Origin of the sequence: Streptomyces sp. NPDC058401 (assembly GCF_042722885.1) — a bacterium.
Taxonomy (GTDB): Bacteria; Actinomycetota; Actinomycetes; order Streptomycetales; family Streptomycetaceae; genus Streptomyces.
In genome coordinates, this window is sequence record NZ_JBHXKA010000104.1 from 17,970 (window position 1) to 29,496 (window position 11,527).

Genomic DNA, 11,527 nt, shown 5'->3' on the forward strand with positions numbered 1-11,527 from the left:
CGGAGTGTGACGCACACGCCCACACTTCCGAGGAGCTGAACCGAGATGAACACCCTCACCACCCTCGCGTACGACGGGCCCGGCCCGTGGATCCTGTTCTTCCCGCTGATCTGGGCGGCCGTGGTGGCCTGCGCGGTCACCGTGCTGCGCCGCACCGTGTGGCGCGGCCGCAGGGCACCGTGGCAGGCCCGCGGCGCCGCGTACGGCGAGCAGTCCCCGATCGCGGTCCTCGGCTGGCGCTTCGCCTCCGGCGAGATCGACGAGGACGAGTACTGGCGGCGGCTGTCCGTCCTGGACGAGCAGTTCGGCCGCCTCTCCCAGGGCGGTGCGGCATGAGGACCACCACCGCACCGGGCGGCGGCGGCGACGCCGTCGCCGCCCGGGTCGTCGATGCCGTGAAGGTCTACGGCCGGGGAGACACCGAAGTACGGGCCCTGGACGGGGTGAGCGTCGGCTTCCCGGCCGGCCGCTTCACCGCGATCATGGGGCCGTCCGGCTCCGGCAAGTCCACCCTGATGCACTGCGCCGCCGGACTCGACACCCTCACCTCCGGAACGGCCGCCATCGGCGGTACGGAACTCGGCGCACTCGACGACCGCAGGCTCACCCTGTTGCGCCGCGAGCGCGTCGGCTTCGTCTTCCAGGCCTTCAACCTGATCCCCACCCTCACCGTCGCCGAGAACATCACGCTCCCGCAGGACCTCGCGGGCCGCCGCGCGGACGGTGCCTGGCTCGACGGCCTCATCGACGTGGTCGGGCTGCGCGACCGGCTGCACCACCGGCCCGCCGAGCTCTCCGGCGGCCAGCAGCAGCGCGTCGCCGTGGCCCGCGCCCTCGCCGGCAGCCCCGATGTCGTCTTCGCCGACGAGCCCACCGGCAACCTCGACTCCCGCTCGGGGGAGGAGGTGCTCGGGCTGCTGGGCCGGGCGGTGCGCGAGATGAACCGCACGGTCGTCATGGTCACCCACGACCCGGTGGCCGCCGCCCACGCCGACGAGGTCCTCTTCCTCGCCGACGGACGGCTGGTCGACCGGATGGCGGACCCCACGGCGGACCGCGTCCTGGACCGGCTCAAGTCCTTCGACACCCGGCCCCCGGCCGGGGCGCACCCGAGGGAGGAGTCATGAGCGCGAACGGCGCCCGCACCGTGCTGCGGATCGCCGCGGCCTCGCTGCGCGCGCACAAGCGGCGCTTCACCGGGACGTTCGCCGCCGTGCTGCTCGGCGTCGCCTTCCTCACGTCGACGCTCGTCATGGGCGACACCCTCCGCGCGAGCTTCGACGACATGTTCGCCGGCGCGGCGAGCGGGACCGACGCGGTGGTCCGCAGCTCCCGCGTGGTCACCGTCCCGGGCGGCGCCCAGGGCACCCGGCAGCCCGTGCCGACCGCACTCGTGGAGGAGATCCGGCGCATCCCGGGCGTGGCCGCCGCCGCCCCCGCCGTGCAGGGCGCGGGGCAGCTCGTCGGCTCCGACGGAGAACCGATCGGCGGCCAGGGGCCGCCCACGCTCGCCGGGAACTGGATCGCGGACCCCGAACTCAACCCGTACCGGCTCGCGGAGGGCCGGGCGCCCGAGCGGACCGGAGAGGTCGTCGTCAACCGGGCCACCGCCGCCAAGGGCGGGCTGAAGCTCGGCGACACGACGGTGCTGCGCACGCCCGACCCGGTCCCGGTGACGGTCGTCGGCCTGGCCACCTTCGGCGGCGCGGACGGCATGGCGCAGGTCACGTACACGGGGATGACCCAGGCGGACGCGGAGAAGTACCTGATGCCGGCGCCCGGCCTGGCGGCGTCCATCCAGGTGCGCGCCGGTCCGGGAACCAGCCAGAGCGAGCTGGTGGAGGCGCTCACCGCGGCGCTGCCGCAGGGCGTCGAGGCGATCACGGGAGCGGAATCGGCCCAGGAGAACACCGAGATGATCTCCGGCCGGTTCCTGGACCTCTTCACCACCCTGCTGCTCGTCTTCTCGGGCATCGCCCTGCTCGTGGCCACCTTCGGCATCCACAACACCTTCGCGATCGTCGTCGCCCAGCGCACGCGGGAGAACGCCCTGCTCCGGGCCCTGGGCGGCTCCCGGCGCCAGGTCGTCGGCGGCACGCTGGCCGAGGCCGCCGTCGTCGCGCTCGTCGCCTCGGCCGCCGGGCTGCTCGTCGGCGTGGGCTTCGCCGCGGGGCTCCAGGCGCTCTTCCCGGCCATCGGATTCCCCTTCCCCGAAGGGGATCTGGTGATCGGCGGCCCGTCGATGGCGCTCCCCTTCGCCGTCGGGGTCGCCGTCTGCCTGGGCTCGGCCCTGCTGCCGGCCGTACGGGCCGGGCGTACGGCGCCGCTGGCCGCGCTGCTCGACAGCACGGTGGACCGCGCGGAGGCCTCCCGGTCCCGTACGGTCACCGGCGCGGTGCTCGGCGCGGCCGCCGCCGTACTGCTCCTGACCGGGGCCTTCGCCGCAGCGTCGCTGTGGCTGTCCGGGGCGGGCGCGGCACTGGCGACGGCCTCGTTCGTCGTCCTGGGTCCGGTGGCGTCCTCGTCCGCCGTCCGGATGCTCGGCGGGCCGCTGGAGCGGCTGCGCGGGGTGACCGGAGCCCTCGCGGCGCGCAACGCCAGGCGCAGCCCCCGGCGGACGGCGTCCACCGCGACCGCGCTGATGATCGGCGTCGCCGTCGTCTGCCTGTTCACGGTGTTCGGGGCCTCCCTCAAGGCCACCATGAACACGGCCGTGTCGCGGTCCTTCGCCGGTGACGTGGCCATCAGCGCCCCGTCCTTCGGCGCGGGCGGCAGCGGACTGAGCCCGAAACTGGCGCCGGCCGTGGCGGCGCTGCCCGAGGTGGCGGGCGCCGTGGGCCTGGGCAAGGGGGTCGCGGAGGTCGACGGCTCGGGCCGGGCGCTGACCGTCACCGACCCCGTCGCGCTCGCGGCCGGCCTCGACCTGGGCGCGGTCTCGGGAGGCTTCGGCGCACTGCGAACGGACGGCATCGCGGTATCCGCGAAGGAGGCCGCGCGGCACGGATGGCGCCCCGGCAGCACGGCCGTACTCGCCTTCACGGACGGGCAGCGGCAGCCCTTCACGATCCGCGCGGTGTACGAGCGGTCCGAACTGGCCGGGGACTACGTCATCACGAGGGCGGCCTGGGCGCCGCACCGGGCGCAGGACACGGACTCGCTGGTGAGCGTCACCTTCAAGGACGGCGTGCCCACCGCGGCCGGTGTGGCGGCGGTCGAGAAGACGGCCGCACAGTACGGCGGTCCCGAGGTGCAGACGCGCGAGGCGTACGCGGAGTCGTCGGCGGGAGGCATCGACATGATGCTCACGCTCGTCTACGCGCTGCTCGCCCTCGCCGTACTGATCGCCCTGCTGGGCATCGCCAACACGCTGACCCTCGCCGTCCACGAGCGCACCCGCGAACTGGGGCTGCTCCGGGCGGTCGGCCAGACCCGGGGACAGCTGCGGGCCATGGTCCGCTGGGAGTCGGTGCTGGTCGCCGCCTTCGGCACGACCGGCGGCCTGGCGCTGGGCGGGCTCCTCGGCTGGGCCCTGGTGAAGGCCTCGGACGGGGCGGGCGACAGCGCGCTCACGTCCGCCGTCCCGCCACTGCAGCTCACCCTGGTGGCCCTGGTCGGCCTGGCGGCGGGCGTCCTCGCGGGCTGGCGCCCGGCACGGCGCGCGGCACGCCTGGACATCCTGCGCGCGGTGGCCACCGACTAGGCCGCCCGGCCGGGCCCGGCCTTAGCGGCTGTAGCTGCGGATGCGGTAGCGCAGGCCGGTCACCGAGGACTGCCAGCCGGCGTCCCCGGAGACGGTCCACGCCGGGTCCAGTTCCGGGGCGTGGGTGTCGCCGACCACCCGGGTGTCGACCTCGGTCACCGAGAGCATCGCGGCGCGGGCCAGCGCGGCGCGGTAGACCTCGCCGCCGCCGATCACCCAGCACGCGGTGGCGGGGGCCGCCGCCTCGGGCTGCGCCGCGGCCAGCTCGAGGGCCTCGTCGATGGACCCGGCACGCTCCGCGCCCTCCGCGGCCCATGCGGGATCGCGCGTCACCACGATGTTGCGCCGCCCCGACAGCGGCCGGAACCGCGCCGGCAGCGAATCCCAGGTCTTGCGGCCCATCACCACCGGATGCCCGAGGGTGGTGGCCTTGAAGTGGGCCATGTCCTCGGGCAGCCGCCAGGGAATCCCGTTGTCCGCGCCGATCACGCCGTCGGAGCTCTGCGCCCAGATCAGCCCGACGGTCATGCCGGTGTCCATACCGATGTCCGCGCCGGTGTCCGTATCGGCGCCGGCGCCGGGGTTCGTACCGAGGTTCATACCGCGACCGGCGCCTTGATGGCCGGGTGGTGCTCGTAGCCGGCCATCTTCACGTCGCCGAAGGCGTAGTCGAAGAGCGAGTCGGCCCGGTGCAGCTTCAGCTCCGGGAACGCGAACGGGGTCCGCGAGATCTGCTCGGTGACCTGCTCGACGTGGTTGTCGTAGATGTGGCAGTCGCCGCCGGTCCAGATGAAGTCACCCGGCTCCAGACCGGTCTGCTGGGCCACCATGTGGGTGAGCAGGGCGTAGCTGGCGATGTTGAACGGCACGCCGAGGAACAGGTCCGCGCTGCGCTGGTACAGCTGGCAGGAGAGCTTGCCGTCGGCCACGTAGAACTGGAAGAAGGCGTGGCACGGCGCGAGCGCCATCTTGGACAGCTCGGAGACGTTCCAGGCGGAGACGATCATCCGGCGGGAGTCCGGATCGCGGCGCAGCGTGTCGAGGACCTCGGTGATCTGGTCGATGTGCGCGCCGTCCGGGGTGGGCCAGGAGCGCCACTGGGCGCCGTAGACCGGGCCGAGGTCGCCGTTCTCGTCGGCCCACTCGTCCCAGATCGTCACGCCGTGCTCCCGGAGCCAGCCGACGTTGGACTCGCCGCGCAGGAACCACAGCAGCTCGTACACGATCGACTTGAGGTGCACCTTCTTGGTGGTGACCAGGGGGAACCCCTGCGAGAGGTCGTAACGCAGTTGGTGCCCGAAGACACTCCGGGTGCCGGTGCCCGTCCGGTCGGCCTTCGCCGTCCCGGAGGTGAGCACCAGCTTCAACAGGTCTTCGTACTGGGTATCCGCCACGGGCACCGAGTCTACTGGGCCGCCGTCCGAGGTCCGGTCAGCCGGTCGCCCCGCCCGCCCCGTCAGCCGGTCACCACGCCGTCGGTGAGCAGGCCGGCCAGGACCGCCTCGCCGACCGCCACGACCGCCGTCTGGGGGCGGATCATCACGGTGATCTCGTCGATCAGGCCCTCGGGCGTGAGGTGCAGCATGTCGATGCCGTGCACCTGCCGGTCGCTCACCGTGGTCCGGAACGGCAGTACGGTCGCCGGTCCCTCGGCGCCGTCCGCCCCGAACGGGACGCCGGCCGACTGCACGCTGCCGTCGAAGTGCCCGACGTAGTGGAATCCCTCGAAGGTGCGCAGGAGGACGCGGAAGAGGGCCAGTACCGCCGGCTTGCCCTCGAACGGCTTCGACTTCACCGGGCTGTTGAGCCGTACGTCGTCGGTGAACAGGGCGTCCAGGGCGGCGAGGTCGTGGCCGGCGACGGCGGCGCGGAAACGGTCGGCCGTGCTGGTGGCGGTACTCATGAGGACTCCTCGATAGTCACCGATGTGATTACTCACTTTCTTGACTATCATGGCCCGGGCGTCCTTGAGAAGACGCAGCCGCGCACGATCCCGAGGAGACCGACCGATGGCTTTGCGTCACGCCGTACTGGCGGCGCTGCTCGACGAGGAGCTGAGCGGCTACCAGCTGGCCAAGGCGTTCGGCACGGGCGTGGCCAACTTCTGGCACGCCCTGCCCCAGCAGCTCTACACCGAGCTGGCCAGGCTGGAGCGGGAAGGCTTCATCGCGGGCCGCGAGGTGGTCCAGGACACCCGGCCCAACAAGCGGCTGTTCCAGGTCACCGACGCCGGACTGGCCGAGCTGGAGCGTTTCACCGCTGCCGAGACCAAGCCCTGCGTGATCCGCGACGACCTGCTCGTGAAGGTCCAGGCGGCCGAGCACGTCGACACCGGGGCGCTCATCGCGCAGCTCGCGGAGCGGACCGCCTTCGCGACGGCCAAGGCGGAGCTGTTCGAGAAGCTGCTGCGCTCGATGCGCGGCGAGCGCACGGAGGAGGAGTTCCTGCGCCACGGCGCACGGATCGGCCCCTACCTCACCTGCCTGCGCGGCCTGGAGTTCGAGCGGGCCAACCGGGCCTGGTACGAGCGCACCACGATCATCCTGAACGAGAGGCGGGCATCCCGTGGAGAGCAGTGAGCAGCGCCGGCCGACCCGGTACGTGGCTCTCGGCGACAGCCAGAGCGAGGGCGTGGGCGACGGGGACGACCGCACCGGGCTGCGCGGGTGCGCCGACCGGCTCGCCGAGCTGATCGCGGTGCACGAGCCGGACGTGCTCTACGCCAACCTGGCCGTCCGGGGCCGCCTGGCGGCCGGGGTCCGCGAGGGGCAGCTCGGGCCGGCCCTCGCGCTCCGCCCCGACCTGGCCACCGTGGTCGCCGGGGTCAACGACGTGCTGCGGCCCCGGTTCGACGCCGACGAGGTCGCCGGGCACCTGGAGGCGATGTTCGCCGCGCTCACCGCGCAGGGCGCCCGCGTCGCCACCGTCACCTTCCCCGACCTCGCCAAGCTCGTCCCGCTCGCCAAGGGGGCGGCCCCGCGCGTCACCGCGCTGAACGAGCGGATACGGGCGGCGGCGGAGCGGCACGGGGTGGCCGTCGCCGACTTCGAACGCCACGAGGCCGCCACCGACCCGCGGATGTGGAGCGCGGACCGGCTGCACGCCGCGCCCTCGGGCCACGCGATGATCGCCGCCGGTGTCGCACACGCCCTGGGCCTGCCCGGCAGCGACGAGGCGTGGACCCGCCCGCTGCCCGGCCCGCCGCCCACCGCCCCGGCGGGCCTGCGGGGCGTGGCCGGGGAGCTGCGGTGGGCCGTGGGCTTCGCCGGGCCCTGGATCGGGCGGCGGCTGCGCGGGCGCTCCTCCGGAGACGGCCGCACGGCCAAACGGCCCGAACTGCTCCCCGTACGCCTGGCGGCCTGAACCGGGGCCACCGGCCGGGCGCCGCGCGTCCCGCGTCCGCCGCGCCCCGGGTCGGGCGCGCCCGGGCCCGCCGCGCCCCGCGTCCGCCGCGCCCGGGTCAGGCGCGGCAGATGATCTCGCCGTTCAGCACCGAGAACCAGGCGTCCGGGTCCGCGCCCCAGGTGTGCCAGGCCTCGGCGACCGCCGACAGCTCCGCCCGCGTCGCGTGTCCGCCGCCGGTCGCGATCCCGGCGTAGGCCGAGGCCGTCGTCCGGTCCGCCCACAGCGCGGACCACCACGCGGCCTCCTCGTCGGTCGCGTAGCACCACGAGGTCGCCGTACAGGTCACGTCCGTGAAGCCCGCCGCCCGCGCCCAGGTGCGCAGGCGGCGCCCGGCGTCCGGTTCGCCGCCGTTGGCGCGCGCCACCCGCCGGTACAGGTCCAGCCACTCGTCCAGCCCCGGGGTCGCGGGGTACCAGGTCATCGCCGCGTAGTCCGCGTCCCGCGCCGCGACGATCCCGCCCGGCCGGCACACCCGGCGCATCTCGCGCAGCGCCTGCACCGGATCGCCCACGTGCTGCAGCACCTGATGGGCGTGGACCACGTCGAAGGAGTTGTCGGGGAAGTCCAGCGCGTGGACGTCGGCCGTGGCGAACTCGATGGTGGTCAGGCCCCGTTCCTTCGCGTACGCGGCGGCCTGGTCGACCACGTCCCGTGCGGCGTCCACCGCCGTGACCCGGCCCCCGGGCCCCACCAGCTCCGCCAGGTCCGCCGTGATCGTGCCCGGGCCGCAACCCACGTCCAGGACCGCCATCCCGGGACGCAGCGCGCCGATCAGGTAGGCGGCGGAGTTCTGGGCGGTGCGCCAGCGGTGCGAGCGCAGCACCGACTCGTGGTGTCCGTGGGTGTAGACCGCGGTCTCGTGGGCGGGCTCAGTGGCGTTCATGGACCTGGCTCCTTCGTCGTCGAAAGTGCTGTCGAGGCGTTGGCCTCACCGTAAGGGATCAGTTCGCCATCTGAGATATGCGTTTTGACATGTGGACACCATCCTTGTGTGCCAAGGGGGTTGGTCGAGTGGGTGGCAGGCGGGAGCCGGGGCGAGGACAGTGAAACCGGAGGAACGAAGGACGGTGAGATCCATGCCGGACCCGGTGCTCGAACGGCACGCCGAGGCGCTGCGGCTCTTCGGCCGGTACGTCCACGCGGTCTCGGACGCGCAGTGGGACGCGCCGACGCCCTGCAGCGATTGGAGCGTGCGCGACCTGGTCAACCACGTCACCGCCGAACAGCTCTGGATACCGCCCCTGGTCACCGACGGCCGCACCGTCGAGGACATCGGCAGCACCTTCAACGGCGACGTCCTCGGCACGGACCCGGCCGCCGCCTGGGACGAGGCCTCGGCCGCCGCGCACACCGCCTTCGAGGTCCCCGGGGCGCTGGAACGCACCGTCCGGCTCTCGTACGGGCCCGCGCTCGGGTCGGCGTACTGCTCGGAGCTGACCGCCGACTGCGTGGTCCACGCCTGGGACCTCGCGCGGGGGATAGGCGCCGACGACCGGCTGCCGGACGGCCTCGTCGAGTTCTCCATCAAGGAGGTCATGCCCTACGCCGACGGACTGGCCGCGAGCGGCATGTACGACGCTCCGCTGGAGGCGCCGGCCGGGGCGGACGCCCAGACCCGGCTGCTCGCCCTGCTGGGGCGGAGCGGCTGAGGCGGCACGGAGTCCCGGCAGCGCGGTGTCCCACTGGTTCGACCTCCCGACCTCCCGACCTCCCGACCTCCCGACCTCTCGGCGTTCACAACGGGCGGTACCGGGCGAATAACCGTATAAAGGCAGGGTCGGGAGCGCGGGTACGGCAGGAGAGGTGGTGCGCGGTGTCGGGGATCCAGCGCACGACGGCCGAGGGCCGGGGCACGGTCCGCTACGGTCCGCCCGCACCCCAGCCCGGCCTGCCCGTCCTGCCCGAGCTCACGGCCGTGCTCGCCGCGGCCGCCTGGCGTTCGGCCCCCGAGCCGGCCGGCGGGGGAGTGCCCGTACGGGCCGCCGCGGCCCGGCACTGGGGACGGCGCGGGCTTCCCACCGACCCCGACCACGTGGCCGCCGGACCCGGCGCCCCCGCCCTGCTGCTGGCGCTGCTCGGCGCGTACGGGGGCGACGTCATGCTGCCCCGGCCCTGTCCCGCCTGGTGGACACCCCAGGTCCGGCTGCTGGGACGGCGGGCCTACCACGTGCCGACCCCAGCCGAATGCGGCGGCGTACCCGATCCGTACGCCCTGCTGGAGACCGTGCGCCGGGTGCGCGCCGAGGGCGGCGACCCGCGCGTGCTGCTGCTGTCCGTCGCCGACGACCCGACCGCGACCGTGCCGCCGCCCGAGCTGCTCCGGGAGGCCTGCGAGGCCGCCGAGTCCGCCGGGCTGTTCGTCGTCAGCGACGAGACCTGGCGCGACACCGTCCACCGGCCGGTCCCCGGGCGCTCCGGCGGGACCGGCGCGGACGTGGTGCTCAGCCCCGCCGAGATGCTGCCGGAAGACACCGCCGTACTCCTGGACCTTTCCGGCGCCCTGCTGCCCGCGGGCTGGCCCGCCGCCGTCATCCGGTTCCCCGGCACCCCGCGCGGCACCTGGCTGCGGGCCCGGACCCTGGACGTGCTCACCGCCACCGGCGGGTTCGTCGCGGGCCCCGTCGCCGGGGCGGCCGCGCACGCCCTCGACGAGCCCGCCGCCGTCGCGGGACGCAGCGCCTCGGCCGCCGCCCTGCACGGCGCGGTGGCCCGGGCCGCACACCGGGAACTGCTGGCCGCCGGGGCGCTGGCCCGGCCCCCGCAGGCCGGCCGCCACCTCTACGCCGACCTGACCCCGCTGCGCTCGGGACTCGCCCGCCAGGGGGTCGGCGACGCGATGGAACTGGAGGACTGGCTGGGCGGAAGGCTCGGCGCGCCCACGCCCGGCGGGCAGCGCTTCGCGGACGAGCCCGTCGCCCCGCGGGTCCGGCTGTCGACCGGCCCGCTGCTCGGCGCCACCCCCGAGGAGCGGCTCGCGGCGCTCACCGCGACCGACCCCCTCGCCCTGCCCCACGTACGGGACTCCCTGGCCCGGCTCCGGTCGGTCCTGGCCGGGCTGTCCGACTGAGGCCCGCGCCGAAACCCGCTGCCCGAAACCCGCTGCCCGAAACCCCGACTGCCGCCGGTGAACGGAGACTTCTCGATGAGGGACCAGACGGACGCCCCCTCGGCTTCGCCGGCCGGGGCCGGCCCGGACGTCCCCCCGACGGCGACCCGGGCCGGTGCCGGTGCCGGAGCCGGGGCGGGTGCCGCTGCCGGTACGAGTGCCGGTGCCGGTGTCACCGGCCGGCCCGCGCGGCCGCGGGCGCTGGGCGAACACCGGCTGTGGCCGCGCTCGTTCGCGGACCGGCTGACCACCCCGCTGCCCGGGCTGCGCGCGTTCGCCCGGCTCGCCCGCGAGGGCGCCTTCCGGCCCGGCCCGGACGGGCTGCGCGGCATCCCGGACCTGCCCTACGCACCCGCCCCGCTGCCCTCCGTGGCCACCGGGACGGTGTCCGCCACCTGGGCCGGGCACGCCAGCTGGGTGCTGCGCATCGGCGGGCTCACCGTACTGACCGACCCCGTCTGGTCCCGGCGGATCCTCGGCACCCCGGCCCGCATGACCCCGGTCGGAGTGCGCTGGGAGGAACTGCCGCCGGTCGACGCCGTGGTGATCAGCCACAACCACTACGACCACCTCGACGCCCCCACCCTCAAACGCCTCCCGCGCACGACACCGCTCTTCGTCCCGGCGGGCCTCGCGCGGTGGTGCCGGCGGCGGGGGTTCACCCGGGTCACCGAACTCGACTGGTGGGAGTCGGCCGAACTGGGCGGCGTACGCTTCGAGTTCGTACCGGCGCACCACTGGTCGAAGCGGTCGCTGATGGACGCGTGCCGGACGTTGTGGGGCGGCTGGATGCTCAGCGTCGGGGACGGCCGGGGCGGTGACGACGCCGCCGCCGCGAAGAAGGTCTACTTCGCGGGAGACACGGGCTACGGGCACTGGTTCGGCGAGATCGGGCGGCGGCACCCCGGCATCGACCTCGCGCTGCTCCCCATCGGGGCGTACGCCCCGCGGTGGTGGCTGCGGGACGTCCACGCGGATCCGGAGGAGGCCGTGCAGGCCTGTCTGGACCTGGGGGCGCGGCGGATGGCGCCCATGCACTGGGGGACCTTCGTGCTTTCCTCGGAGCCCGTGATGGAGCCGTTGCAGCGGGTGCGGGCCGCGTGGGCCCGTACCGGGCTGCCCCGGGAGCACCTCTGGGACCTCCCGGTCGGGGCATCCCGGGCCCTCTAGCCGTGGCCGGCGGCCCTGCGGGGCTGTCCCCTACCCGCCCTTCGCCCGTTCCCCGGGCTGCGCCCGGACCCCCCTGGGGCTCCGCCCCGGACCCCCGCTCCTCAAACGCCGGCGAGGCTGGATGTGGCCGGCGGCAGCCGAAACCC

At 74.7% G+C, this 11,527-nt stretch carries 12 protein-coding genes; 8 read left to right on the top strand and 4 right to left on the bottom strand.

The genetic code is table 11. From position 1 onward, the window contains the following. Positions 1-45: 45 nt before the first annotated feature. Genes ACFWNV_RS29595 through ACFWNV_RS29605 form a run of 3 tightly spaced genes read left to right on the top strand, consistent with a single transcriptional unit; the run spans position 46 to position 3,700 of the window. A complete protein-coding gene (locus tag ACFWNV_RS29595) occupies positions 46-336 on the top strand; it encodes an SHOCT domain-containing protein (RefSeq protein WP_383952946.1) in 291 nt (96 codons plus the stop codon). After that, positions 333-1,127, top strand: coding sequence for an ABC transporter ATP-binding protein (locus ACFWNV_RS29600; protein ID WP_383952948.1), 795 nt, complete (start codon positions 333-335; stop codon positions 1,125-1,127). Before ACFWNV_RS29595 ends, ACFWNV_RS29600 begins: the two co-directional genes overlap by 4 nt. Further along, on the top strand, positions 1,124-3,700 hold the full coding sequence (locus tag ACFWNV_RS29605) for an ABC transporter permease (protein ID WP_383952950.1): 2,577 nt from the start codon (positions 1,124-1,126) through the stop codon (positions 3,698-3,700). The genes ACFWNV_RS29600 and ACFWNV_RS29605 overlap by 4 nt, the downstream gene beginning before the upstream one ends. 21 nt (positions 3,701-3,721) lie before the next feature. Here the strand turns inward: ACFWNV_RS29605 and ACFWNV_RS29610 are convergent, their stop codons facing one another. The 3 genes from ACFWNV_RS29610 to ACFWNV_RS29620 form a co-directional block, all read right to left on the bottom strand. Continuing rightward, positions 3,722-4,228 carry a dihydrofolate reductase gene (locus ACFWNV_RS29610; RefSeq protein WP_383952963.1) on the bottom strand — a complete coding sequence of 169 codons (507 nt, stop codon included), beginning with the start codon at positions 4,226-4,228 and terminating at the stop codon, positions 3,722-3,724. 68 nt (positions 4,229-4,296) lie between these two features. Continuing rightward, entirely contained in the window at positions 4,297-5,094 is a 798-nt protein-coding gene (locus ACFWNV_RS29615; protein WP_383952952.1) for a thymidylate synthase, read from the bottom strand. Between the two features lie 62 nt (positions 5,095-5,156). Further along, positions 5,157-5,603: a nuclear transport factor 2 family protein gene (locus ACFWNV_RS29620; RefSeq protein ID WP_383952953.1), complete on the bottom strand. Its 447-nt coding sequence runs from the start codon at positions 5,601-5,603 to the stop codon at positions 5,157-5,159. A gap of 106 nt (positions 5,604-5,709) precedes the next feature. On the opposite strand from ACFWNV_RS29620, the gene ACFWNV_RS29625 reads away from it, so the two are divergent. Beyond that, a complete protein-coding gene (locus ACFWNV_RS29625; RefSeq protein ID WP_383952955.1) occupies positions 5,710-6,279 on the top strand; it encodes a PadR family transcriptional regulator in 570 nt (189 codons plus the stop codon). Further along, positions 6,266-7,063: an SGNH/GDSL hydrolase family protein gene (locus ACFWNV_RS29630; protein WP_383952957.1), complete on the top strand. Its 798-nt coding sequence runs from the start codon at positions 6,266-6,268 to the stop codon at positions 7,061-7,063. Before ACFWNV_RS29625 ends, ACFWNV_RS29630 begins: the two co-directional genes overlap by 14 nt. A gap of 97 nt (positions 7,064-7,160) precedes the next feature. On the opposite strand, the gene ACFWNV_RS29635 is transcribed toward ACFWNV_RS29630, so the two are convergent. Continuing rightward, positions 7,161-7,988: a methyltransferase domain-containing protein gene (locus tag ACFWNV_RS29635; RefSeq protein WP_383952959.1), complete on the bottom strand. Its 828-nt coding sequence runs from the start codon at positions 7,986-7,988 to the stop codon at positions 7,161-7,163. A 193-nt stretch (positions 7,989-8,181) separates the two neighbouring features. Between ACFWNV_RS29635 and ACFWNV_RS29640 the strand changes: the two genes are divergently transcribed. The 3 genes from ACFWNV_RS29640 to ACFWNV_RS29650 all read left to right on the top strand — a co-directional run bounded on the left by ACFWNV_RS29640 (position 8,182) and on the right by ACFWNV_RS29650 (position 11,381). Then, a complete protein-coding gene (locus ACFWNV_RS29640) occupies positions 8,182-8,754 on the top strand; it encodes a TIGR03086 family metal-binding protein (RefSeq protein WP_383952965.1) in 573 nt (190 codons plus the stop codon). 173 nt (positions 8,755-8,927) lie between these two features. Next, positions 8,928-10,172: an aminotransferase class I/II-fold pyridoxal phosphate-dependent enzyme gene (locus tag ACFWNV_RS29645; protein ID WP_383952967.1), complete on the top strand. Its 1,245-nt coding sequence runs from the start codon at positions 8,928-8,930 to the stop codon at positions 10,170-10,172. A gap of 75 nt (positions 10,173-10,247) precedes the next feature. Further along, positions 10,248-11,381, top strand: a complete 1,134-nt coding sequence (locus tag ACFWNV_RS29650) for an MBL fold metallo-hydrolase (protein WP_383952961.1) — start codon at positions 10,248-10,250, stop codon at positions 11,379-11,381. Positions 11,382-11,527: the final 146 nt, after the last annotated feature.

Bases quoted from the DNA above. Each gene is read 5' to 3' on its own strand.
- ACFWNV_RS29595 (WP_383952946.1), top strand. From the start codon at position 46: ATGAACACCCTCACCACCCTCGCGTACGACGGGCCCGGCCCGTGGATC.
- ACFWNV_RS29600 (WP_383952948.1), top strand. From the start codon at position 333: ATGAGGACCACCACCGCACCGGGCGGCGGCGGCGACGCCGTCGCCGCC.
- ACFWNV_RS29605 (WP_383952950.1), top strand. From the start codon at position 1,124: ATGAGCGCGAACGGCGCCCGCACCGTGCTGCGGATCGCCGCGGCCTCG.
- ACFWNV_RS29610 (WP_383952963.1), bottom strand. From the start codon at position 4,228: ATGACCGTCGGGCTGATCTGGGCGCAGAGCTCCGACGGCGTGATCGGC.
- ACFWNV_RS29620 (WP_383952953.1), bottom strand. From the start codon at position 5,603: ATGAGTACCGCCACCAGCACGGCCGACCGTTTCCGCGCCGCCGTCGCC.
- ACFWNV_RS29625 (WP_383952955.1), top strand. From the start codon at position 5,710: ATGGCTTTGCGTCACGCCGTACTGGCGGCGCTGCTCGACGAGGAGCTG.
- ACFWNV_RS29635 (WP_383952959.1), bottom strand. From the start codon at position 7,988: ATGAACGCCACTGAGCCCGCCCACGAGACCGCGGTCTACACCCACGGA.
- ACFWNV_RS29640 (WP_383952965.1), top strand. From the start codon at position 8,182: ATGCCGGACCCGGTGCTCGAACGGCACGCCGAGGCGCTGCGGCTCTTC.
- ACFWNV_RS29650 (WP_383952961.1), top strand. From the start codon at position 10,248: ATGAGGGACCAGACGGACGCCCCCTCGGCTTCGCCGGCCGGGGCCGGC.